This is a genomic window from Acinetobacter sp. SwsAc4, from assembly GCF_013391535.1.
Classification (GTDB): Bacteria; Pseudomonadota; Gammaproteobacteria; order Pseudomonadales; family Moraxellaceae; genus Acinetobacter.
On sequence record NZ_JACAXC010000015.1, the window covers coordinates 45,811 to 69,241 of the forward strand.

Annotated in this window: 21 protein-coding genes, 1 tRNA gene and 1 pseudogene; 14 read left to right on the top strand and 9 right to left on the bottom strand. The window is 37.1% G+C overall.

What is annotated here, in order from left to right; genetic code table 11:
* Positions 1–361: 361 nt before the first annotated feature.
* Positions 362–604 (top strand): annotated as a pseudogene (locus HYG88_RS08945) (metal-dependent hydrolase); the annotation flags it as partial.
* A gap of 86 nt (positions 605–690) precedes the next feature.
* On the opposite strand, the gene HYG88_RS08950 reads toward HYG88_RS08945, so the two are convergent.
* Positions 691–766, bottom strand: a tRNA-Arg gene (locus tag HYG88_RS08950).
* A 70-nt stretch (positions 767–836) separates the two neighbouring features.
* Positions 837–2,195 carry an amino acid permease gene (locus HYG88_RS08955; RefSeq protein ID WP_178882953.1) on the bottom strand — a complete coding sequence of 453 codons (1,359 nt, stop codon included), beginning with the start codon at positions 2,193–2,195 and terminating at the stop codon, positions 837–839.
* Positions 2,196–2,563: 368 nt separating this feature from the next.
* On the opposite strand from HYG88_RS08955, the gene prpF reads away from it, so the two are divergent.
* The 3 genes from prpF to HYG88_RS08970 all read left to right on the top strand — a co-directional run bounded on the left by prpF (position 2,564) and on the right by HYG88_RS08970 (position 5,243).
* Entirely contained in the window at positions 2,564–3,751 is a 1,188-nt protein-coding gene (gene prpF, locus HYG88_RS08960; protein ID WP_178882954.1) for a 2-methylaconitate cis-trans isomerase PrpF, read from the top strand.
* Between the two features lie 163 nt (positions 3,752–3,914).
* Positions 3,915–4,826, top strand: coding sequence for a polyprenyl synthetase family protein (locus HYG88_RS08965; RefSeq protein WP_178882955.1), 912 nt, complete (start codon positions 3,915–3,917; stop codon positions 4,824–4,826).
* A 108-nt stretch (positions 4,827–4,934) separates the two neighbouring features.
* A complete protein-coding gene (locus HYG88_RS08970; protein ID WP_372616488.1) occupies positions 4,935–5,243 on the top strand; it encodes an MmcQ/YjbR family DNA-binding protein in 309 nt (102 codons plus the stop codon).
* Positions 5,244–5,290: 47 nt separating this feature from the next.
* Here HYG88_RS08970 and HYG88_RS08975 read toward each other — a convergent pair whose 3' ends face one another.
* The 4 genes from HYG88_RS08975 to HYG88_RS08990 form a co-directional block, all read right to left on the bottom strand.
* Positions 5,291–6,142 (bottom strand): SPFH domain-containing protein, encoded by an 852-nt coding sequence (locus HYG88_RS08975; RefSeq protein ID WP_087535758.1) that lies wholly within the window; start codon positions 6,140–6,142, stop codon positions 5,291–5,293.
* An 18-nt stretch (positions 6,143–6,160) separates the two neighbouring features.
* Positions 6,161–6,622, bottom strand: a complete 462-nt coding sequence (locus HYG88_RS08980; RefSeq protein WP_178882956.1) for an NfeD family protein — start codon at positions 6,620–6,622, stop codon at positions 6,161–6,163.
* A gap of 153 nt (positions 6,623–6,775) precedes the next feature.
* Entirely contained in the window at positions 6,776–7,693 is a 918-nt protein-coding gene (locus HYG88_RS08985; RefSeq protein WP_178882968.1) for a patatin-like phospholipase family protein, read from the bottom strand.
* Between the two features lie 62 nt (positions 7,694–7,755).
* Positions 7,756–8,382 carry a 1-acyl-sn-glycerol-3-phosphate acyltransferase gene (locus HYG88_RS08990; RefSeq protein ID WP_178882957.1) on the bottom strand — a complete coding sequence of 209 codons (627 nt, stop codon included), beginning with the start codon at positions 8,380–8,382 and terminating at the stop codon, positions 7,756–7,758.
* Between the two features lie 144 nt (positions 8,383–8,526).
* On the opposite strand from HYG88_RS08990, the gene HYG88_RS08995 reads away from it, so the two are divergent.
* The 5 genes from HYG88_RS08995 to HYG88_RS09015 all read left to right on the top strand — a co-directional run bounded on the left by HYG88_RS08995 (position 8,527) and on the right by HYG88_RS09015 (position 15,162).
* Positions 8,527–9,786, top strand: coding sequence for an MFS transporter (locus HYG88_RS08995; RefSeq protein ID WP_178882958.1), 1,260 nt, complete (start codon positions 8,527–8,529; stop codon positions 9,784–9,786).
* A gap of 313 nt (positions 9,787–10,099) precedes the next feature.
* A complete protein-coding gene (locus HYG88_RS09000) occupies positions 10,100–11,230 on the top strand; it encodes a porin (RefSeq protein ID WP_178882959.1) in 1,131 nt (376 codons plus the stop codon).
* A gap of 270 nt (positions 11,231–11,500) precedes the next feature.
* Positions 11,501–13,138: a phosphoethanolamine transferase gene (locus HYG88_RS09005; protein ID WP_034602740.1), complete on the top strand. Its 1,638-nt coding sequence runs from the start codon at positions 11,501–11,503 to the stop codon at positions 13,136–13,138.
* A 14-nt stretch (positions 13,139–13,152) separates the two neighbouring features.
* A complete protein-coding gene (locus HYG88_RS09010; protein ID WP_005161868.1) occupies positions 13,153–13,830 on the top strand; it encodes a DNA-binding response regulator PmrA in 678 nt (225 codons plus the stop codon).
* Between the two features lie 6 nt (positions 13,831–13,836).
* Positions 13,837–15,162, top strand: coding sequence for an ATP-binding protein (locus tag HYG88_RS09015; protein WP_005161867.1), 1,326 nt, complete (start codon positions 13,837–13,839; stop codon positions 15,160–15,162).
* Between the two features lie 42 nt (positions 15,163–15,204).
* On the opposite strand, the gene HYG88_RS09020 is transcribed toward HYG88_RS09015, so the two are convergent.
* The 3 genes from HYG88_RS09020 to HYG88_RS09030 form a co-directional block, all read right to left on the bottom strand.
* Positions 15,205–16,008, bottom strand: coding sequence for a serine/threonine protein kinase (locus HYG88_RS09020; protein WP_178882960.1), 804 nt, complete (start codon positions 16,006–16,008; stop codon positions 15,205–15,207).
* A gap of 61 nt (positions 16,009–16,069) precedes the next feature.
* Complete coding sequence (locus HYG88_RS09025; protein ID WP_178882961.1) at positions 16,070–16,786, bottom strand: phosphatase PAP2 family protein; 717 nt, start codon at positions 16,784–16,786, stop codon at positions 16,070–16,072.
* Between the two features lie 113 nt (positions 16,787–16,899).
* Positions 16,900–18,087 carry an ammonium transporter gene (locus tag HYG88_RS09030; RefSeq protein WP_178882962.1) on the bottom strand — a complete coding sequence of 396 codons (1,188 nt, stop codon included), beginning with the start codon at positions 18,085–18,087 and terminating at the stop codon, positions 16,900–16,902.
* Between the two features lie 412 nt (positions 18,088–18,499).
* Between HYG88_RS09030 and HYG88_RS09035 the strand changes: the two genes are divergently transcribed.
* The 5 genes from HYG88_RS09035 (at position 18,500) to HYG88_RS09055 (ending at position 23,304) form a co-directional block, all read left to right on the top strand.
* The gene (locus HYG88_RS09035; protein ID WP_178882963.1) at positions 18,500–20,170 is read left to right on the top strand and encodes a sensor domain-containing diguanylate cyclase; all 1,671 of its coding nucleotides are present in this window, start codon (positions 18,500–18,502) and stop codon (positions 20,168–20,170) included.
* Positions 20,171–20,273: 103 nt separating this feature from the next.
* Positions 20,274–21,293: a molecular chaperone DnaJ gene (locus HYG88_RS09040; RefSeq protein WP_178882964.1), complete on the top strand. Its 1,020-nt coding sequence runs from the start codon at positions 20,274–20,276 to the stop codon at positions 21,291–21,293.
* Between the two features lie 142 nt (positions 21,294–21,435).
* Complete coding sequence (locus HYG88_RS09045) at positions 21,436–21,804, top strand: endonuclease domain-containing protein (protein WP_178882965.1); 369 nt, start codon at positions 21,436–21,438, stop codon at positions 21,802–21,804.
* 203 nt (positions 21,805–22,007) lie between these two features.
* A complete protein-coding gene (locus HYG88_RS09050; RefSeq protein ID WP_178882966.1) occupies positions 22,008–22,727 on the top strand; it encodes a GTPase domain-containing protein in 720 nt (239 codons plus the stop codon).
* Positions 22,720–23,304 carry a hypothetical protein gene (locus tag HYG88_RS09055; RefSeq protein ID WP_178882967.1) on the top strand — a complete coding sequence of 195 codons (585 nt, stop codon included), beginning with the start codon at positions 22,720–22,722 and terminating at the stop codon, positions 23,302–23,304. The genes HYG88_RS09050 and HYG88_RS09055 overlap by 8 nt, the downstream gene beginning before the upstream one ends.
* Positions 23,305–23,431 lie beyond the last annotated feature (127 nt).

A 23,431-nucleotide genomic window follows, 5' to 3' on the forward strand; every position in this document is an offset into this window, starting at 1 on the left:
TAAGGTCACAAAATATCTTTATAGGACAAATTGAGAAAATACATGAAAAACAAATTGACAGCATGAATAGTAGACTATAATTCAATCATAGTTCTAATTTGGAACTATGATTGAATTTATATCTAAGCTTGTTCAAGGGATGATGTTGCTCTTGTCGGTTTGCTGTTGAATATATGATTTCTTGGTGGTCTTGTTAATGTAGTTCAAGCTGTTTGCGTTTTAGTTTTAGGGGAAGGAAAGCCATAATGTTACATAATACAAGTACGGTGCGCCAAACGCAGTTTAAACCTGAGAAAATTAAAGCGCACTATACTGAATCTACGCTAATGTCACATTTTCTCACAGCACTATCGATAAGCTTTCCACAGTGGGATTTATAACTAGTACGATTGTGATGACCAGTCATCTTGCCTGGCAAGACCGCAAAAATACCTTGTACTCCCCAACACAACTTTTAAAAAATGCTCAAACGCTTTTAGAGCTGACTCAAATGACATGGCGTTTACTGCCTGATTATTTAGCATTCTATAAAGCTAGTTTTCATCCGTCTGAGATAGACCAGCAAGATTTACTCACCGAATTGAAAGGATTATTAGCTAATTAAATAGTTGAATTTATTTTTAAAAATTAATTATTTATCGATTTTTACTTTATTCAAGGATGCGAGTGTTTATATCTCAATTATCTAAATGGTGCGCTCAGCGGGACTCGAACCCACGTCGGTCGCTTAGGAGGCAACTGCTCTATCCAGTTAAGCTATAAGCGCATAATTTTATGATTATAAACAAAAAAGTGATTGCCTAAGCAATCACTTTTTGATGAATTTGATCAGATATTTAGTCTTTCGCTTTAAGATTTAAAGCTTTATATAGCATAAACATCAATACAATCCAGATTGGGATCATCAGCACAGATTCTTTGAAACCTTGTTGCCACATGATGTACAGTACGACTGCAATGAAAACTAAGACTAAGTAGTTACTGATTGGTGACCATAACGCAGGGAAACTCGTTTTTAAATTCTTTTCCTTGACCATCGCTTTGAATTTTAAATGAGTTAAGCTGATCATCGCCCAGTTAAGCACTAGAGCGCCAACCACCACATACATCAAATGACCTAAGGCATCTTCTGGAACAAAATAGTTTAACAGTACGCAACCAAAAATCAATAAAGCAGATAATAAAACAGCAGGAATCGGTACACCTTGTTTATTTACTTTAGCGAAAACTTTAGGCGCATTCCCTTGTTGTGCTAAACCGAAAAGCATACGGCTATTGGCAAACATACCGCTGTTATATACAGATAAAGCTGCTGTTAAGATAATGAAGTTAAGTAAATGAGCCGCCCAACCAATTCCCATTTGACTAAAAATCATCACAAATGGACTTTTGTCTAAACCACCTAAATCCAGTTGGTTCCAAGGCACAAGTGAAAGGAGAATCGCTAATGAGCCAACATAGAAAACCAAAATACGCACAACAACTTGATTAATTGCTTTTGGAATGGTTTTCTTTGGATCATTCGCTTCTGCCGCAGCCATACCAATCAGTTCGATTCCACCGAAAGCAAACATAATAAAGGCAAGCATGTAAAACAAACCATCAAAACCATTTGGAAAGAATCCACCATGTGACCAAAGGTTACTAAATGAGGCTGTTGAATTCGCATCTGCTGTGAAAAGTAAAAACAAACCAAATAAAATCATAGCGACAACAGCTGTGACTTTAATGATAGCTAACCAAAACTCTGATTCACCATATAATTTAACGTTAGTTAAATTAATTGCCGTAATAATGACAAAGAAAAATAACACTGATTGCCAAGCCGCAATATGAGGCCACCAGTAGTTAATGTATTTTGCAACCGCAGTCAGTTCACTCATCGCAACAAGGATATATAGTACCCAATAATTCCAACCTGATAAGAATCCTGGAAACTTCCCCCAATATTGATAAGCAAAATGACTAAATGAACCAGCGACAGGTTCTTCGACAATCATTTCACCTAATTGGCGCATAATGAGAAATGCAATCAAACCACCGATTGCGTAACCCAAAATAATTGATGGTCCAGCAGACTGGATGACTTGCGCAGAACCTAAAAATAAGCCCGTACCAATAGCTCCACCCATAGCAATGAGCTGGATATGGCGGTTTTTTAGTCCACGCTGAAGTTGAGAAGAATCGTTGTTCAAAGGACTGAGCTCGACGAGGAATAAGTGGAATATTCTAATAGATTGCAAAGTTTTAGCCTAGTAAAAGTACAGTTTGGCTATGACTGGAAAGTAGTTTTTAAAAGTTATTTAAAATCATATATTTGAACGAATGGTAAACTAAGTTGTGGTGGTATTTTAGACATTTAAATCAAAATTTTGTTTTTTAAGCAGCAGTTGTTTATTTTCGTACCATTGTTGAGTTATTCAACTTTACTCAATATATACGATGTGCTTTATCTATTCCGTTTTGCTTTAATCGTATAGTCGTATGGCATTTCAGATGACTCTACGATAATTTAAGCTCACATTCACTTGCACCAAGAACATGATAAAAGGATGAAATTGACATGAGTTCAGTACCACAAATTAAAGTCCCTGCAACCTACATGCGTGGTGGCACGAGTAAAGGTGTCTTTTTCAATCTCAATGATTTACCTGAAGCCGCACAAGTTGCAGGAAAGGCACGTGACTTGCTCTTGCTACGAGTTATAGGAAGTCCAGATCCTTATGGTAAACAGATTGATGGTATGGGCGGTGCAACTTCAAGTACCAGTAAAACTGTGATCTTGGCAAAAAGTGCCGAGCCAGAGCACGATGTCGACTATTTATTTGGACAAGTTTCAATTGATCAAGCTTTTGTAGATTGGAGTGGTAACTGTGGCAACTTGACAGCAGCAGTCGGTTCATTTGCGATTTCTAATGGTTTGGTCGATGCAGATCGTATTCCTGAAAATGGGATTTGTACGGTACGCATTTGGCAAAAGAATATTCAAAAAACCATTATTGCACATGTTCCAGTAACCAATGGTCAGGTTCAGGAAACAGGTGATTTTGAATTAGATGGAGTGACTTTCCCTGCAGCAGAGGTTCAAATTGAATTTTTAGACCCTGCTGATGATGGTGAAGAGGGTGGGGATATGTTCCCTACAGGAAATGTTGTTGATCAATTGGTTGTGCCTGATGTTGGAACATTCCAAGCGACATTTATTAACGCAGGTATTCCAACTATTTTCTTGAATGCTGAAGATATTGGCTATCAAGGAACAGAATTACAAGATCATATTAATGGGGATGCCGCAGCCTTAGCACGTTTTGAAAAAATTCGCGCATATGGTGCAGTTCAGATGGGCTTGATCAAAGATATTTCAGAAGCAGCAGCACGTCAGCATACACCTAAAATCGCTTTTGTTTCAGAACCTAAAAGCTATACTTCTTCAAGTGGCAAAACTGTTGAAGTAACAGATGTTGATTTATTGGTACGTGCATTGTCTATGGGTAAGCTACATCATGCCATGATGGGGACAGCAGCCGTGGCGATTGGAACGGCAGCCGCAATTCCGGGTACTTTAGTGAATTTAGCAGCAGGTGGTGGCGAGCGTGAAGCAGTTCGTTTTGGTCATCCATCAGGCACTTTACGTGTCGGTGCTCAAGCCGAGTTAATTGATGGGAAGTGGGCTGTCAAAAAAGCGATTATGAGCCGTAGTGCACGTGTATTGATGGAAGGTTGGGTACGTGTGCCGGGTGATACTTTCTAAATACTGATTTGATCTTATGAATAAAGCCTTCGTTTGAAGGCTTTATTATTTTAAAGTTATTAAAAACACAAAAACAATTTCTCTGAATAAATAATGTTATGATGTTGTCATTCTGGCAAGTTTTTGTCGGTTGATCCTTTCATTAAAATTTCCCGAGGCAATCGTGTCATCTATTTCTCAAGTTAATGCGGATGTTCTACAACAATCTCAACAACGTATTCAACAAGATTTATTGACAGCATTGGCTGCATTTTCTATTCCTGAACCATTAAAGTCAGCCGTTCATCATGCAGTAATGTTGGGCGGCAAGCGTGTTCGTCCTGCATTATGTTATGCAACAGCAGCTTTATTGCCAAATCATAATTTTGCAGCGGTTCGTCGTGCTGCCGTTGCGATTGAGTTAATACATTGTTATTCCTTGGCACATGATGATTTGCCGTGTATGGATAATGATTTGTTACGTCGAGGTCAACCAACTTGTCATGTGGCATTTGGCGAAGATACTGCACTATTGGCAGGTGATATTTTACAGTCCATGGCATTTGAGATATTGGGTAGCCGTTTGTTTGATGAACAAGGTCAAGGTATAGATGCAGCTATTGTCTTGAAGCAAATCCAGATTTTGGCGACTGCAAGCTCCAAAATGGTTTGCGGACAGGTGCTTGATTTACAAGCTGAAGGTAAACAAGTTGATCAAACTGAATTAGAAAATATTCACCGTAATAAAACGGGTGCATTGATTCAAGCCGCGATCATGATGGGTGCAGTGACGATCTTTACTGGGACAGATCAAGCAATTCCTAAATTGCGTCAATTTGGGCAAAGCATTGGTTTAGCTTTTCAGGTTCAAGATGATATTTTAGATATTACAGCAAGCACTGAAATTTTAGGTAAAACTGCGGGTAAAGACGAGCAAGTGCAAAAATCTACTTATCCTGCATTGATGGGATTGGCTCAAGCTCAGGCTTATGCTCAAACTTTACATGATCAAGCTTTTGAAGCATTAGCATATTTCGGGGATGCTGCTAAAGAACTTGTTGAAATTTCTCAATTCTTGTTAGCACGCCAAAGTTGATCTAAGCCAAGACCATAAACGATAAGAAATAAAATAGGATACGGTTTTATGAAGGATGATCAATTAAAACAACTTGCACTCGAGTATGGACAAAAACTTGCTTTTTGAATCCAGTCCCAACGCTTTGGACCAGATTGTGAGGTGTTTAAAATTTTTGACAAAATGTTTATGTTGATTGGTGCATATTCTGGAAAGTTGCTTGTAACCATCAAATGTAAGCCTGAGAAAAGCTTGGAATATCAAGAGCTATATCCTTTAATTTCGGCAGGTTACCATTTGAATAATAAACATTGGATATCAATTGCTAGCGGTGATGAAATTACAGCAGATTTGCTGCAAGACCTAATTAAACATTCTTATGATTTGGTGGCAGGAAAATTGCCAGTTAAAGAACGAAAACTGATTCAGAATGTATAAAAAATAAAGCAGCGATAACGCTGCTTTATTTTGATTGGAAAGTGAGTTTAATGTTTACCCATAATTCCACGGATAGCATTAAGTACATCCGATGGGAGTACCACCGTTTTTGCATTGCTTGATTTAGATAGATCCTGCATTGCTTTCACATATTGCTCACCCAATAAATAAGCAACAGGAATTTCTTTATCACCTACAGCAGTGGTGATCATTTCAATCGCACGTTGTGAAGATTCAGCAAGGACTACCTGAGCTTCTGCATCACGACGGGAAGCTTCTAAACGACCATCTGCCTCTAAAATCGCAGCTTGTTTTTCACCATCTGCTTTCGTCACCGTTGCACGACGTTGACGTTCAGCCGCTGCTTGTGCTTCCATCGCAGCTTGCATGGTGTGAGATGGTTGAATATCTTGAATTTCAACTGTTTTAAGGGTAATGCCCCAATCTGAAATGTCATCAGAAATGGCAGCTTTTAATTTCGCCTTAATGTGGTCACGAGATGATAAAGCATCATCTAAATCCATTTCGCCGACAATCGAACGTAATGAAGTTTGCACTAGGTTTTGAATCGCCCACGTATAATTTTCAATTCCATACACGGCTTTTTCTGGAGTTGTTAGATTGATATAAGCGACTGCATTCATCACTAAAACAGCATTGTCTCGAGTAATCACTTCTTGTGATGGAATATCTAACACAATATCTTTAGTTGTAATTTTATATGCCACTTCATCGATATAGGGAATAACAAAGTTCAGACCCGGGTTTAGGGTGGTATGGTATTTACCTAGACGTTGTACAATCCATTTATACCCTTGAGGAACAATACGCACCCCTTTAAAAATAGTTATGCCAATAAAAGCTAAAAGTGCTAAGACAACAATATTACCGACAGACATTGGAAACCCTCTTTATGTTTATGAGTTGCTGTGTGGTTGAACGACTAAATCATTACCTAAAATATCAATTACTCGGACACGATCACCAACTTGTACTGGAGCTGTAGAACGGCAATTCCATTCATCAGAACCTAAAAGGGGCATGGGAAAGCGTACGACGATTTGTCCATGATCAAGTCCAGTTTTAATCACCATACCCACTTGACCTATTGTTGATTCACGCGCTAGACCTGCTTTAGTTTTATCAATTGAAAGTGGTTTGATAAACTTGAACCAAAGAATCGTACATAAAATGGATAAAACTCCCCATGTGACCACTTGGGTGGTAAAGCCCATCATTGGGAAAAGCCATAGTAAAATGCAGACCATCATTGCGGCTACGCCAAACCATAACGCAGCAAAAGCGGTCAAAATCAACTCTGAAAGGATCAGCAAAATTCCTAATACAAACCAGTGCCAAGGTTCAACTACAAATTCCATAGATTTGCTCGCATCATTAAACTGAGTTAGGTGAAAAAACATTCACTTTGGCACTGTAACAGATCATTATGTTTATGAATATAAAAAGATTGTTTTTTTAGATATTGGGGCTGATGATTATTATAAAATAGCAGCAGCCCCTGAAGATAATGATTAGAATTTAGCTTTTGCTGCAGGTTTAAATGCAGCAGGAGATTTCTTAAATGTTGCAATTGCATTTTGGATTGATGTAATTTTCGCTTGAGCCGATTTTTCGCCTTCTAAAATTGCTTGATTACTCGATTTCAGATCAAGTACACCCAAATGACCGACTTTCGGTTGAATTACAACATTTGCTTGGCTCAATTCTTGATTAATACTTTGTTGCCCCATAATATTAATGGTCTGATCCAATAAACCCCACATGCTTAATGGTTTATCACCTGTTGGACGTGCAGATATATCGACTGCAATCACAATATCAGCACCCATATCTTTCGCAGTTTTCACAGGAATAGGACTGACTAAACCACCATCTACATACTTGGTATTACCAATCACAGCTGGAACAAAGACGTTGGGAATACTGCAAGAGGCCCGTACGGCTTGACCTGCATTTCCTTTAATAAACTCAGCTTTTTTACCATTGTCTAAACGAGTGGCAACCGCCGCAAAGCGAATTGGAAATTTTTCAATTGGTCTGTTACCAACTTGAGTATTGACATAGTTTTGCAGTTTTTGCCCAAGGATAATGCCTTGGCTATTGATGGTAAGATCACGCAAATCAGATTCTTGGAGTTTTAATGCCAGATTTTGCATTTGATAAGGGGTTTGCCCACTTGCATAAATACTTCCAACAAAGCTACCCGCACTTGTTCCAGTGACAATCTTAGCTTTAATACCATGAGATTCTAAAACTTTAATGACACCAATATGCGCAAAGCCTTTTGCACCACCTCCACCTAAAGCCAAAGCGATAACAGGTTCACGAGCTTTAATCGAAGTCGTAGGGGGAGCATTTTTTACAGTTTGATCACAACCAAATAAAGCTAAGCTGAATAAAGCCAAGCAAGACAGTCGAGCAATTTTCATATGAAGTGGAGATAAAATAGACAAAAAGATGGGCACATCAGAGCAGATTTACCCCTAATTTTCTAGTCCTTTTTCACTAGTTTTTGTAATGGTTCTGCCAGCCAAGCAGGATTCTTTGGAGAAAAATGACCAACATAACGCTGCATAATCTGTTCAAGGTCATTTTGATAGTGACCTGTTGGTGTAAATGCTCCTAAGCTGTAAATGGTTTTGCGATCGTAGTCGAAAGCAAACATCACTATGGGTATTGCTGCTGCATGAGCTATATGATAAAAGCCACTTTTTATTTTTTCAGCTTTTTTTCGTGTTCCCTCGGGCGCCATGCCAACCCAAATTTTGTCATATTTGTGAATAGTCGCAACCACTTGCTCAGTGAGACCATTGGTGCTGTCACGGTGAACAGGAATGAGTCCTGCCCAATCTAAAATTGACTTAAAAGGTGGTTTAAATAAAGTATCTTTTCCCAAAACTGTAATTTTTAAACCGAGCCCACCAATTGCCAAGAAACCATACCAACCATCAATATTTGAAGTGTGTGGAGAAATGATAGCAACTGCTTTGGGTAAGTTTGGAATTTCTCCAACCACAGTCCAACCTTGTCCTAAAAATAGTTTTCTACACAAAGTACGACTGAAAGCCGTTCCACGCTGCGGAACTAACGGAGGTAAGTCAGGAAAATATTGTGGCATAAATCTGTAAATACGATGATAACTACAATTTATGTTAAACGCTCATGAATGGTCTAGCATTGGCAAAAACTAAGATTTTATTGCCAGATCAATGAAAGGATTGGATACTTGAGTTCTCTCTTTTGTTACTCTGGAAAACTGTAAATGCTTAATCTTCGACAGATTTACATTTTATTGTTTTCTTTATATTGGGCACAGGGATTACCTGTAGGTTTCATGACCCATGCCTTACCCGTAATTTTAAGGGCACAAGGTGTCTCTTTAGCACATATCGGTGGTTTTGGTTTACTGATGCTGCCTTGGTCGATCAAAATCTTTTGGGCGACGTATGTTGACCGTTTTGCGCTTTCTCGTTTAGGTCACTATCGCAGTTGGATTATTCCTACTCAATTCGCTAGTGTCATTATTTTGGTGATATTGTCCTTTTTTCCAATTCATGCACTTGATCAACCTCTGTATTTATTAATCTTCTTTACTTTGCTGTTATGTATAAATCTTACAGGTGCGACACAAGATATTGCGACGGATGCTTTAGCTGTTAATTTACTTAAAAATGATCAATTACACTGGGGTAATACCTTTCAAGTGATTGGTTCTCGGTTAGGGTTTATCGTCGGTGGAGGTGTCGTACTTTGGTGCTTGGATTGGTTATATTGGCAAAAAACATTTTTATTGTTGGCGGTTTTAGTATTCCTGAATACCATTCCTATTTTATTTCATAAAGAACCTGAACGAATTAAATCGATAAATTCAAATAACAGCTCAAATCATTCAAAAATTAATTCGATTAAACAATATCTTCATTATTTTAGCTCGTCTCCACAGTTAAAAGCATGGTTGCTAGTATTAATCACTTTTAAGATTGTTGATGGATTGACAGGGCCTATATTAAAACCACTTGCTGTTGATTTAGGTTTAACTTTTTCTCAAATTGGACTTTATATTACAATTTTAGGTGCTGTAGCTGCATTGTTAAGTGCAGCAATTGCAGGGGTGTTGTTGAAATATCTGTCTAAGGCATATGCCTTGATTATATTTTCTATGTTAAAAATTCTAAGTCTATTTTTCTATGTTTATTTGGGTTATGTATTTGAACATAATAAAAAAATTGATTCTTCTATAATATATGCAATCAATGCCTTTGAGGACGCATGTTCCGCGATGTTGTTGGTAGTGATGCTCAGCTTAATTATGAGTTACAGCCGTAAACACTTTGCGGGAACTGACTTTACTTTGCAGGTTTCAATTATGGCGACAGTCAGTGGTTTATTATATTTACTAAGTGGATTACTTGGTGATTTGCTTGGATATTACTATTATTTGTCTGTAATTTTTCTAATATCATTCATTTGTTTGCTACCAATTTTTAATTGGAATAAATATGTAAATATTAATCAAGGTTGATTACAAATTTATAAAGCTTGGATATTAAACTGTAATATTTTAAGGTGACAATCTAAGGCTTTTCGATAAATGTATTCCTGCATTCAATTGTTTTTTAGCTCTATTTCTTGAGTTTAAAATATGATTGGTAATATTGTAAATCACTGACTAATAAATATTTTTTGGTGTGGATATAATAAAAAAAGATAAGGTGTTAGTCTCGGCTAGAAATTAAACTTTAGTCGAAAATGGAATAAATAAATAAGATTTTAATCGTTTTGTCATATAAAGTTAATGTGTAGGATTTGTTACAAATTTAACTAGGATGGCAAAAATGAAAATCAAAATTGTAACAGCAGCAGTATTAGGTTTACTTGCAACCTCTACTTTTGCAGCACCAACAATCTACGGTGAAATCGACGCGAGTGTTGATTATTTACCAGAAAAAAATGCAACGATTGGAAATAAGGATGTTTGGGAAATTAGCTCAAATATTTCGTTCATTGGGATTAAAGGCGATGAAAAACTCACTGATCGTTTAAGCGCTGTATATGCTGCAGAATGGGGTTTAAGTGCTGATGGCGATACCACTGATTGGAGCCAACGTAACCGCTTTGTTGGTTTGAAAGACGCTCAGTTAGGTACAGTTAAAATTGGTAAACATGACACACCAGTCAAGCAACTCTCAAGTGTTGTAGATACCTTCAACAACTATGTTGCTAACAAAGCAGATGTAACAGGGATTTTTACTGGCGAAAACCGTATTGATAATGTAGTGATCTATGAGTCACCTGCAGTCAAAGTTCTTGATGGTGCATTTAAATTTAATGCTTTACTGGCAACAGGTGAGGCGACTGGAATTAAGCAAAGCAGTGGTGGTGCCAAAGTTGAAGGTCAGGGCTTAGGTGATGCTTGGTCAGCTTCGGTAACTTATGAAAACCCACTTTTTGTTGCGGGTCTCGGTTATGACAAAGCGATCCCAAGTACGTTCTTAGGTAAAGGTATTTTAAATGCATCTGATCCTGAAATTGCAGGCGGATCAGTGTTTGCTGCGGCAAATACAGTTCGTGCGATTGGCCGATTAAATCCAATTGAAGGTTTAGCGCTTAAAGCACTTTATCAAAGTTCAGAAGTTGAAGAAACTTCTTATGCTGATGCGGGTGATGCTACTAAATGGGCTGCAAAAGCTAAAAATATTGATGATGCACAAGGTTGGTTAGTTGGTGCTGAATATAACATTCCACAGTCTAAAAACTGGACAGTGAAAGCTCAATACAGCCAAAACGATACCAGTTTCAAAGACAACAGTGCAGACTTCAAAGCTAAACAAGTCATCGCAGGTGCGGATTATGCATTTAGTAAGCAAGTAAAAACCTATGGTTATGCTGGCTATTTAACGCTTGAGCAAGCGGATAAAAAAGACAAGCAACCTGTAGGTGGCCTAGGATTAGAATTCAAATTCTAATCTTATCTTTCCCAAAGCACTCAAAAGTTATTTGTTTTGAGTGCTTTTTTATTATTTGAATGAATTATTAAGATTTAAATAATATATGAATATTGAAAATGATTATTGTTAACTCAATTATTGTTTTAAATTTTTTGAAAAAAATAATAATATAGATAAAATTTATTAAAATTGGTTGCTGAAAAATTAATCATTTAAGTCATTTTTAAGTTTCAGCTCCTATTTTAATGTCACCCAAAATTATCATTTCTATCTATTGTGACGATGACTATGCTGCTGAAAAAACTAAGGGCAAAGCCTATTTCGCTACTCACGTTTAACCTATTGCTTTCAATTTGGTTAGGACTTTTCTTAAATTTTGCCTTTTATGAAAAGCTTCAGTCGCTTACACCTTATACAGGTATTAAAGCAGGGTTATTCGTAGCCGCTTCAGCTGTAGTCGTTATCTCAGCATATTTCTTTCTTTTTCAATTTTTGAACTGGAAATGGACAGCGAAGCCTGTTGCAATCGCCATGGTATTTATTGGTGGATTTGCTTCATATGCTGTCAGCACATTAGGGGTGTTAATCACTTCAGATCAGATTCAGAATTTGATGCAAACAGATATCGCTGAAGCAAGAGATACGTGGTCGATACATTTGGTCACTTGGACACTGGGCATGACCGTATTACCGATTATTGCTATATTGATCGTAAAACTGAAATCTGAACCGATCTTGAAGCAGTTGTTGAAAAAGGTCATGGCGACGATTGTATCACTAGCGATGGTGGGTGGGTTATTGTTCGTGTTTTACGTGGATTTTGCGGCAATCTTCCGTGAAAACCGTGATTTAAAAGGAATGATCTCTCCACAAAATATGATTGCTTCTTTTGTGTCTTATTATAAAAAGAAAGCGCCTAAAGAAAATTTACCATTGGTCACTTATGGGACTGATGCAAAACTTGTAAAAGAAAATTCTGCTCGTCCGAAATTGATGGTTTTGGTGGTAGGTGAGACAGCTCGTGCTGAAAACTTTTCTTTAAATGGTTATGCGAAAAATACTAACCCGAAATTATCAAAGCAAGACATTATTAACTTCTCTCAAGTAAGTTCATGTGGTACAGCAACGGCTGTTTCATTGCCATGTATGTTCTCTGGTATGCCTCGTAAAGATTATGATGAAGGGCTTGCCCGTCATCGAGAAGGTTTACTTGATATCGCACAACGTGCTGGCTATAAAGTCACTTGGATTGATAATAACTCTGGTTGTAAGGGTGCTTGTGATCGAGTTGAACAATTTAAGATTCCAGAGCCAATTCAAAAGAAATGGTGTAAAGATGAAGAGTGTTTTGATGATATTTTAATTGATAGCCTGAAAGCTTATCTTGCAACAATTCCTAAAGATGATACGCGTCCACGCTTAGTGGTACTACATCAAATGGGTAGCCATGGTCCAGCCTATTACAAACGTATTCCAGCAGAATTTAAAGTTTTTAAACCAACCTGTGATACCAATGCGATTCAAGGTTGTTCGCGTGATGCGCTTGTGAATAGTTATGATAATACCTTGCTTTATACGGATTATGTTTTGGACTCATTGATTGAAACGTTAAAAGGTCAAACACAGCACGAAGCAGGTTTGTGGTATTTATCGGATCACGGTGAATCAACAGGTGAAAGTGGCATGTATTTACACGGAGCGCCATATGCAATTGCCCCGTCTCAACAAACCCATGTTCCAATGTTTATGTGGTTCTCTGATCTTTGGAAAAAACAAGCTCCAGAACAAATGAAATGTTTAGCGAAGCAAAATAAGAGTGAATTGAGTCAAGACAATTTGTTTCCAACGATGTTGAGTTTACTTGATGTCAAAACCAAGGTGATTGACCCTAAAAATGACATGTTAGCGACATGTTCTAACCCATAAGGTGAGATAAAGTCATGACCAAAATCTTGATGATCGAAGATGATTTTATGATTGCAGAGTCAACATTGACTCTGTTGCGCTACCATCAATTCGAGGTAGGGTGGGTCAATAATGGCGTAGATGGGCTATCCTTATTAGCAAAGCATAATTTTGATTTGGTTTTGCTTGATTTGGGTTTGCCTATGATGGATGGTATGCAGGTATTGAGACAAATCCGTCAGCGTAGTGCACTTCCAGTATTAATCATTTCAGCCAGAGATCAACTGCAAAACCGTGTCGATGGATTGAATCAAGGTGCGGATGATTACCTAATTAAACCTTATGAGTTCGATGAATTATTGGCACGAATTAATGCACTATTACGTCGAGGTCATGCAGAAACAGCACAACTTAAAAATCAATCGCAGTTATTGAAAAATGGTGATTTGGTTCTTGATGTCGAGCAGCATTTAGCGACCTTCAAAGGACAACAGATTGAGTTATCAAACCGTGAATGGGCAATTTTAATTCCGCTTGTAAGCCATCCAAATAAAATCTTCTCCAAAGCAAATCTTGAAGATAAGCTTTATGATTTTGATAGTGAGGTGACCAGTAATACCATAGAGGTTTATGTACATCACTTACGTGCAAAACTAGGTAAAGATTTTATTCGAACTATCCGTGGTTTGGGTTACCGACTAGGACAATCATAAATATTTATGAAAATATCTAAGCAATACTCACTGAAAAAAAGACTGATTTGGGGAACCTCGGTCTTTAGTTTGCTGCTTGGATGTTTATTAATTTTTACAGCTTATAAAACAGCTTTACATGAAGTTGATGAGATTCTTGATACACAAATGCAATATATGGCTGAGCGTTCGACTGCTCAGCCATTAACAACTGTTGTGAGTAAAGTTGAATTGCATCGCACATATCACGAAGAAGATTTGCTGGTTGATATTTGGGCTTATAAAGATCAAAGTCATTTATGGCATCAAACACACTTACTCATTCCCCCTGTAAAACAAGCGGGTTTTTATAGCCAAGACACGCCACAAGGCAAATGGCGTGTCTATGTCATTCCTTTAAAAGACTATCAAATACAAGTTAGTCAGCAGGAAGATGTTCGCCAATCATTTGCTTGGGAATTGGCAGGGAGTATGTTTGTTCCCTATATTATTTTATTGCCTTTTGCGATTTTGGTTTTAGCTTTTATCATTCGTTTGAGTTTAAAACCTCTCGACGATTTCAAAACAGAATTAAGGCGACGTGATTCAGATGGTTTAGCGCCCATTGATAGCAATGATTATCCTCAAGAGTTGATCCCAACTATTGAGGAGATGAATCATTTATTTGAACGAATTCAACATGCTCAAACCGAACAAAAGCAGTTTATAGCAGATGCTGCACATGAATTACGAACACCCGTCACTGCACTCAATTTACAGACCAAGATTCTGATTAGTCAATTTCCTGAACATGAAGCATTGCAAAATTTGAGTAAAGGCTTGGCGCGTATTCAGCATTTGGTGACGCAGCTTTTAGCTTTAGCAAAACAAGATGTTGGATTAAGTTTAATCGAACCAAATACTCACTTTCGTTTGAATGATGTCGCACTCAATTGTGTTGAACAGCTTGTTAATCTTGCAATGCAAAAAGAAATTGACTTAGGTTTTGAACGTAACGATTTGATTGAAATGCAAAGTCTTGAATCAACTGTTCATTCAATTATTTTTAATCTGATTGATAACGCGATTAAGTACACGCCAGATCAAGGTATTATTAATATTTCGGTTTACAGTGACAGTGACGATTTTGCTTGTATTCAAATTGAAGATAGCGGTGTCGGTATTGATGCTGAACAATACGATAAAGTTTTAAAACGTTTTTATCGAGTACACCATCATTTAGAGGTGGGCAGTGGTCTCGGACTTTCAATTGTCGATAAAGCCACGCAGCGACTGGGGGGAAGCCTAGTTTTATCTCGAAGTCTTGATTTAGGTGGTTTATCGGTTTTGGTTCGCTTACCTAAAAAGCTCTAAGTTTAGCTATCGTTGATTTGATTGTTTGAATTATCAAATGAGTTAAGTGATTGTTTCGGAATGCTCTTTTAAGTAACGTAAAAACAAAACACATTTCTGAATACGTTTGCCATCATTACCCACTTTGCTAATCTTAAAATTCAGAACCCATTTTAAGCGTTTCCCAACTTTGCATATATCACTATAAACTTGCGGTTCAGCAAGGAGGGCTTGATAAAGAATTTGACTAGCATCGGATAATTGTTCAAATTCGAAATGATAGGCTGTAGAAAAAATAAATAGCAACCAGTCACGAACAAAACAATCATGTAGACTCAGGACTTCATGCGGGTCAGTTTCAAAATCAATAAAACTAAATCGGTTATTTTGATCGACGAGAATGTTGCGAGCGAATGCTTCGCTTAAATAGCCTTGTTTAGAATGAATATACTGAATCGCTTGAATTGCTTGGTTAAATAATAATGATTTTGAATGAATATCTTTTTGACAAGCTAATGCTTGATCTAGTTGTGAGACGCTACTTTGATGTTGTGATCCGATATCTTCAAGCAAAATTCCTTTTTTTGAAACTGCAAGGACATTCGATGTAGAAACACCTAAAGATTTGAGTGTTTGAATCCGATGGTATTCACATTGAATTGCAGCAGAACCACCCTGATTAGGAACAGGAGTAATTGCACCTAAATTAAATATTTTTGCTAACCACTTCAATGGAGTGTAAAGCCATAAACCGTGACGTTCAGATGCTTTCTTTAACCATACTTTATGGGAACCTATATCGTAGGCTTGAATGGAAGATTGTTGCTTAGTTAAAGTAGTTTCTAAGAAATTTTGAAAGTCATCCATCAGCAGCAAACAGTACCTAAGTGAATATCATGATCATGCATGAAGCCATGCGAGTAGGGCATCACTTTATCATATCAGGACTCATTTGCGTTACAGAATTAGCCGCTGCATGAGCTAAATGACGTTTATAGGTGATCATATAAATCACAACATTGATAGCAAAGCAAATCCAGGCTGTCCATAAATTATGACTGAGGAAATGTGCACCACGCATCATTTGTGCCCAGCCCATTGCGAAGCCAAGTAATACACCTGCAAATAAATAAAACCAAGCTCTTTTACGCTGATCGAGGCGATAAAGAAAATAGCCTGTAACTAAGCCAAAACCTGTACTTGCATGACCACCTGGAAAACAATGTCCAGCGGTTGCTGAAAAATCCCAAATAAAACCTGTGACAGTCTTATGGGTCATATCCCATGGGCAAGCATGAGCAGCTTGTGCTTTCATTAGACCAATAATGCATGTACATAACATACTGACCCAAAACATATAGCCATACTGCCAACGTTTCGCTTTGAATTTTTCTATTTTAAAAGAAGCGATCCACAGTAGGAAAAAGCTTACATAGACAATAGTTAAAACTTTTTTGACATAAGTATGATTGAGCTTTGCAAGATACCAATCGCCTTTCAAAGCAAAATCGCCAAAAGTTCCTACCCATGGTTGAATCAAATATAGATCTATTGCTCCACCGACTGGAAACACGAATAAGAGGATAAAAAAGCTCACAAATAATAAGAAACTTGCGATTAAGAAAAAACGTGTTTTTAAAATCATAGAGCATGCAATTCGGCAGAATGATAGTTTTGTTATTTAATAATTTGAAACTTAATTGTCTCTTAAAATGTTCATAAAAAAAGCGGCTGAATAGCCGCTTTAAAAAATTCTTTTTAAAACATTGATTCTTCTGAATTTGCTGAAATTTTATGAATTGAAAGATCCGCACCACGATATTCATCTTCTTGAGAAAGGCGAATCCCCATTGTAACTTTCAATATGCCATAAACGGTGAAACCACCAGCAAGCGCAATCACAATGCCTAAAACTGTTCCAATGATTTGAGAAATGATAGAGACACCTCCTAAACCACCTAATGCTTGTAGACCGAATATGCCTGCCGCAATCCCACCAAATGCACCACATACACCATGTAAAGGCCATACACCCAAAACATCATCTACTTTAAGTTTATTTTGTGTATATGTGAATAAATACACAAACAAAGCACCCGCAGCCCCACCAATTACAAGTGCACCAATTGGGTGCACAATATCAGAGCCTGCACAGATTGCGACCAAACCTGCAAGAGGGCCATTATGTAAGAAACCAGGGTCACCTTTACCCATGAAGTTTGCGGACAATGTACCACCAACCATTGCCATAAGAGAGTTAATCGCAACTAATCCTGAAATAGCATCAACGCGTTGTGCGCTCATGACATTAAAGCCAAACCAACCAACAATTAAAATCCAAGAGCCTAAAGCAAGGAATGGAATCGATGAAGGTGGATGCGCACTCACACGACCATCATGTTTATAACGACCATGACGTGCACCAAGTAAGATCACTGCGGCTAATGCAATCCAGCCACCCATTGCATGTACGACAACTGAACCTGCAAAGTCATGGAAGCTTGCACCAAAAGAGCTTTCTAACCATTTTTGAAAGCCGTAGTTGCCATTCCAAATTATGCCTTCGAAGAAAGGATAGATTAAAGCCACTAGAATTAAAGTGGCGATTGCTTGTGAACGCATTTTGGTGCGTTCTGCGATGCCGCCAGAAATAATTGCTGGAATCGCTGCTGCGAAGGTGAGTAAGAAAAAGCAACGCATTAGGTTATACCCATGGTCAGCCGCTAAAGTGCTTCCTGCATGGAAAAAGTTTTGTCCGTATGCAATCCAGTAACCGACAAAGAAATAAGCGATTGCTGAAATCGCAAAATCGGTCAGAATTTTACTGAGCGCATTGACTTGGTTTTTGTGGCGGACTGTACCAAGCTCAAGAAATGCAAAACCTGCATGCATTGCCAATACGAGTACTGCACCGAGCAGTAAGAAAAATAGATCTACGTTTTGCATAGTGGTGCTCAAAAAAAGTGCTAAATTTAATTTCGATGCAAACATTTGATTCGTTTTTTGCACCAAAATAGATTTAGTAAATCTAAAAACTTAAGCTGTCGTTGAACAACTCAATTTGATAAAATATAAAGCAAAAAACGCACCAATTTAGAAAGTAAATTGTAATTTTGGTGAAAAGTGGTGCATTTTTCTTAAAAATAGCACCATTTATTATACTTTGAGAATTAAATTCTTAAATATGAATGCGTTATTGCAACCGAAAATTACAGCTTAAGCTTGGGTAATAGAACTTGAGTCTATTTTCATCGGATTTAGTATTTTTCCAAGTACATTCGTTACTTTGACTTAATAATTCATAAAAGATCTTTGATATATTGCTGAGTTTAAAAAGTGATTTGCTATTAGGATGCAAATGAATATATTTCGCATAGATTCCTTTCGTAATCGACTACTGGTCCTGTTCGCAGGGATGTCTTTTATGTTTGGACTATGTATTACTTTATATATTGGTAAGACTGCTTCGGCGCAAATAAGTCAAACCAGCGGTCAGACCTTATATATTGCAGCGAAAAGTATCAGCAATACCTTGGCAAACTCGCTTACAGAACGAGAGCGAGAAATGGTGTTATTAAGCCAATCTCCATTTTTTGCTGAAGCTGATTTTCATAACCCGCGAGTACAGCAACAACTTGAGCAAGTCAAAAAGTCTTATAAATATTATGCTTGGTTAGGAATCGCCAATACTCAGGGGCAAGTGGTCGTTGCAGCTAATCATTTACTAGAAGGGGCAGATGTTTCAGAACGCCCGTGGTTTATTCATGGTGTAAATCAAGTCTATCTAGGCGATGTACATAAAGCTGTTTTACTGGCCAAGAAAATTAAAGCGATTAATCCTAATGAACCATTACGGTTTATTGATTTCGCTACGCCAATTTATGATCCATCGACACAGAAAATTAAAGGCGTTTTGGCTGCACATGCAGATTGGAGTTGGGCGAGTCATGTATTAAGCAGTTCATTGTCAGAAAATTCTGCACAACGAGGTATTGAGGTATTTATTGTCAATCAGCATGGTGAAATTCTATATCCCTTTAAAAGCATTGGACAAGTTCAGCCTCCTGCATTTCAGGCAAATCGTGGACATTATTTTTTGCATAATTGGAATGAAAAACAACAGTATTTAACTACAGATGTCCCTGTGCTTTCGCAAACTAAGAGCAATTTAGGTTGGCACGTGATTATTCGTCAGCCCATTTCGATTGCTTTAGCAGAAGTGAAATCACTGCAACATAAAATATTAGCTCTGGGCTTTATTTTGTCATTATTGCTGTTGCTACTTACTTATAAATTGGCGAATAAGTTTAGCCGCCCGATTGAATTATTAGCAGATTCAGCGCATGCCGTAGAAAAAGGGCAAGAAGATATTCAATTTGAAGCTCAAACCAGTATTCGTGAGATTCGGGGCTTATCTCAGTCGTTGCAAAGCATGACCGATACCTTGCTTACTCAGAAGCATCAACTTCAAGATGCCAATGCCACACTTGAGCAAAAAGTTGCAGAACGTACGCACGAACTACAAGTTGCCAATGTCGAGTTAGCTCATATTGCGCGTTATGATGCACTTACAGGTTTACATAATCGCCGTGCTTTCAATGATTATTTATCCTATCTATTTACTCAAATGTCGCGTACACAACAGACTTATGCAGTGCTATTAATGGATATCGATTTCTTTAAAAAGGTGAATGATACCTTTGGACATGAAACAGGTGATCAGGTATTGCAGCGTGTTGCAGAAATTCTTCCAACTGCTTTACGGATTACTGATTTCGTTGCGCGCTTAGGTGGCGAAGAGTTTATTGCCTTGTTGCCTGCTACTTCATTGGATGGAGCTGCGATATTGGCAGAGAAAATCCGATCTACGATTGAGCAAGAACAAATTATTGTAGATCACAGCATCAGTTTAAGTATTGGGGTAAGTGTAGTCCAGTTAGATGATACTGATATGAATGATGCGATTCGTCGTGCAGATAAAAATTTGTATATGGCGAAGCAGCAAGGACGTAATCGAGTGATTTCTTGACTGCTATAGTGGATTAAAAAAGTTGATGTAAATAGCTTTGGCAAAGCACTACTTTTAATATTTGATTATTGCTAGGGTTTTTAAAATTTTTAGGTGAATGAGCATGTCCTTTGATCTCAAAGTTAGTTTACAACAAAAGGCTGAGCCGTCTGCGCAGCAGAAAAAGCTGAACCGCCTGATTGATAAAATTGAACAGCAAAAAATTAGCCTTAGCATGTGGCAAAATGCCCAAGCTGAAATTCAGCAACATACACGGCAAAAATTTTTACCCGTGTATAGCGAACTCCATGAAATATTATTTCAGCAGTTAGAACAACTTTGGAATATGTTACACAGCCATGAGTTTTCCAAAGCGGATATGCAGCAACTGGATGAAAAAATTGCCCAACTTGCCCGAATGTTGAAACGCTCACAAATGTTGAATGAAGAACAATTAAAGCTAGTGAAGCAGATTGATATCTTTTATCAGCAACATGCACAGCAATCATCGAAAAAGAATAAAAAAGTACAGTCAGTTAAGTTCGAACTTAATGAAAACTTTGATCAAAATATAGAATTGGAAGAAGATGATTTTGAACAATATGCTGCTGAGCAGCAACAAGTACGTGAGCAGGCCAAACAACTGAGACAACAAGAAAAACGTGAACAAGCTGAGCAGATGGCAGCACAGTCACTCAAAACAGTCTATTTAAAGATTGCTGCGATGATTCATCCTGACCGTGAGCAAGACGAGACCAAGAAAGCAGAAAAAACTGAGTTATTTCAACAGGCAAGTCAAGCATATGAACAGCAAGATTTATTTTATTTACTCAAATTTCAATTACAGCTTGAACAAAATAAAGGTGTAGGGGCGAAAGAGTTATCAGCAGAGCAGGTGAAGTTTTATAAACTGGCTCTGGAGGCACAGAGTCAGCAGCTTGAAAGTCAAATTGATGAGATTTTGGATTCTTTTCAGTTGGCGAAGAAAATAAAAGCGGAACATATGCATATAAGTGATGTTTATAAAGCCATAGACGTGGACTGTGCTGAGTTAAAGCAGCAGGTCAAGTGGGAAAAGGAGCGTTTAAAGTATATGAAAAAGGTGAGTGGGGTGGAGATGTTGTTGGGGCATGGGGCTTTGTAAGCTTTTAAAAGTACCTCTCCCTAACCCTCTCCTGAAAGGAGGGGGAACGTTGTGTATCGAATAACTATCAAATTCACAAAGGATACTCCCTCTCCCTTTGGGAGAGGGTTGGGGTGAGGGTAATCTAAATGGAAAATAAAAAATGAAACTAGACCCACAATTATTAGAATTCGCCAAAACTATGAGAAGCAATGCTACTGATGCAGAACATCTCATGTGGCAATTACTTCGTGCTAAACGATTTATGAATCTTAAATTTCGCAGACAGCATGTGATCAAACCCTATATTGTGGATTTTTACTGCCATGAGTTGGGTTTGGTCATTGAGCTAGATGGTAGTCAGCATGGTAGAGATGATGTGATTGAATATGATGCTGAACGAACTAAGTTTTTAGAGGCTTTGGATTTAAGCGTGGTGCGGTATTGGAATCATGATGTCTTGAATCAGACGGATGTGGTGTTGGAGGACTTATGGAATATTTGTCTTAAGTTGAAACCCACTTTTCCCTAACCCTCTCCTGAAAGGAGAGGGAACTTTATACTTTATGTTGTTACGTTTGCATATTATAAGCCACTTTATGTGGCCTTAAATTTATTCATGGACATGTAATTTAGTATTATTAAATAGATTATTTTGTTGTATAATTTTATGATATTAATAAGATATTTTTATTTTTAAATTAATTACTTTTTATATTCAAGGGTGAGAGTGTTATGGCATGGTATTCAAAATTTATAACAGCCACTGTAATTAAGAATATAATTCTGGTGTTGCCACAGACTTTAAAAACAGCAAAAGAGTGGTGGAGAGGAAAAAATATTGCCATTATTGGAGCAACCGCTAGTGGCAAGAATGCAATGTTTGATATGTTAAGAGGTAATAAAATATCTGAAGAGCATAATCAAACACGTGGTATTGAAAAACTTGATACATTTAAGCTAAGTTATGCTTTGCCTAATGATAAAATTAACTTTACTTTAAAGAAATGTAAAAATGTTGGGGGGGAGGAAGATCAACGAGAGTTAGGTAATTGGAAGGATGCTTGTAAAGATTCGGATATTATCTTTTATTTGATTGACGTAAAAAAATTATTAGATGCCCCAATAGCACAAAAGCAAAGAGTTAAAGATGACTTAAAATGGTTGGGTGAAAATATACCTGATTTTCATTTAAATAAAGCATGTCATATTTTTTTGAATAAAGTAGATATACTATTGGGCGGAGTTGATGTTGATAAACAAGAGGAATTTTTAAAAAGTGAATTAAAACAACATATTGATGAGCTGGAAACATACGCTAAAAATATACTAGGTAATTATTATGAACGTATTACAGGTATTCATCCTATTAGTATGTTAGATAAATATACTTTCAATATGTATTTTTCTAGAGCTTTAATTGATATTACTGAAAAGGTAAAAGTTAATGAGTAAGACTTTTTGGGTTTTACCTGATATTAATCAGAACGGAAAGTTGTGGGTTGTTAATTCATTAACGAATGAAAAAATGTCATTAATTGATTTTTATAAAAAATTTAATGTCAAAGAAGTAGCCAAAGAGTTTGAAGTTGGTATACCTGAAGAGTTGCTAGATAAGTTTAAATCTCCTCAATTTGGATTCTCACAAATTATTAAGAATAAGTTTGATAATATATTTAGTCTTTCAATACGTTGTGGAAAAGATATTGAAGAGCGGACTGTAACGTTAACATATATTCAAGTTCTTAGTGATCTAAAAGAGATTAGTTTACCAAGCCAAGACGATTTAGAGTTTTTAAAAAATGTTAATCCAAAATTTAACTTTCAAGTGGGCCAAGATGTTGTTTCAAAGATTGAAAGAATAAAAAAAGCTGCCTTTAGGTTTCCCGATATAATTAGTTTTTCATCAGAAAAGCTTGAACGAAACATATATAAACATGGTTGGAATGGTGAGGATCCATCATCAAAAAAGTTTATAATGATAGGATTAGGGATAGCATTATTAATTTTCTTAATAATTTTAATTAAATAGTCTTTGTACACGACAAAAAAAGACAACTCATTGAAATAATGGCATAATACTTGTTTTCTGACGACGAATATGATGACACATTTCAATGAGTTACATCTCATCTTAAACAAATATCTAAAGTGGAACA

What these genes read in the sequence shown, in the direction of transcription:
- HYG88_RS08995 (WP_178882958.1), top strand. Translation starts at nt 8,527, where the DNA reads ATGCTTAATCTTCGACAGATTTACATTTTATTGTTTTCTTTATATTGG.
- HYG88_RS08975 (WP_087535758.1), bottom strand. Translation starts at nt 6,142, where the DNA reads ATGTCTGTCGGTAATATTGTTGTCTTAGCACTTTTAGCTTTTATTGGC.
- prpF (WP_178882954.1), top strand. Translation starts at nt 2,564, where the DNA reads ATGAGTTCAGTACCACAAATTAAAGTCCCTGCAACCTACATGCGTGGT.
- HYG88_RS09015 (WP_005161867.1), top strand. Translation starts at nt 13,837, where the DNA reads ATGAAAATATCTAAGCAATACTCACTGAAAAAAAGACTGATTTGGGGA.
- HYG88_RS09000 (WP_178882959.1), top strand. Translation starts at nt 10,100, where the DNA reads ATGAAAATCAAAATTGTAACAGCAGCAGTATTAGGTTTACTTGCAACC.
- HYG88_RS09055 (WP_178882967.1), top strand. Translation starts at nt 22,720, where the DNA reads ATGAGTAAGACTTTTTGGGTTTTACCTGATATTAATCAGAACGGAAAG.
- HYG88_RS08980 (WP_178882956.1), bottom strand. Translation starts at nt 6,622, where the DNA reads ATGGAATTTGTAGTTGAACCTTGGCACTGGTTTGTATTAGGAATTTTG.
- HYG88_RS08985 (WP_178882968.1), bottom strand. Translation starts at nt 7,693, where the DNA reads ATGAAAATTGCTCGACTGTCTTGCTTGGCTTTATTCAGCTTAGCTTTA.
- HYG88_RS09035 (WP_178882963.1), top strand. Translation starts at nt 18,500, where the DNA reads ATGAATATATTTCGCATAGATTCCTTTCGTAATCGACTACTGGTCCTG.
- HYG88_RS09045 (WP_178882965.1), top strand. Translation starts at nt 21,436, where the DNA reads ATGAAACTAGACCCACAATTATTAGAATTCGCCAAAACTATGAGAAGC.
- HYG88_RS09005 (WP_034602740.1), top strand. Translation starts at nt 11,501, where the DNA reads ATGCTGCTGAAAAAACTAAGGGCAAAGCCTATTTCGCTACTCACGTTT.
- HYG88_RS09020 (WP_178882960.1), bottom strand. Translation starts at nt 16,008, where the DNA reads ATGGATGACTTTCAAAATTTCTTAGAAACTACTTTAACTAAGCAACAA.
- HYG88_RS09025 (WP_178882961.1), bottom strand. Translation starts at nt 16,786, where the DNA reads ATGATTTTAAAAACACGTTTTTTCTTAATCGCAAGTTTCTTATTATTT.
- HYG88_RS09050 (WP_178882966.1), top strand. Translation starts at nt 22,008, where the DNA reads ATGGCATGGTATTCAAAATTTATAACAGCCACTGTAATTAAGAATATA.
- HYG88_RS08990 (WP_178882957.1), bottom strand. Translation starts at nt 8,382, where the DNA reads ATGCCACAATATTTTCCTGACTTACCTCCGTTAGTTCCGCAGCGTGGA.
- HYG88_RS09010 (WP_005161868.1), top strand. Translation starts at nt 13,153, where the DNA reads ATGACCAAAATCTTGATGATCGAAGATGATTTTATGATTGCAGAGTCA.
- HYG88_RS09040 (WP_178882964.1), top strand. Translation starts at nt 20,274, where the DNA reads ATGTCCTTTGATCTCAAAGTTAGTTTACAACAAAAGGCTGAGCCGTCT.
- HYG88_RS09030 (WP_178882962.1), bottom strand. Translation starts at nt 18,087, where the DNA reads ATGCAAAACGTAGATCTATTTTTCTTACTGCTCGGTGCAGTACTCGTA.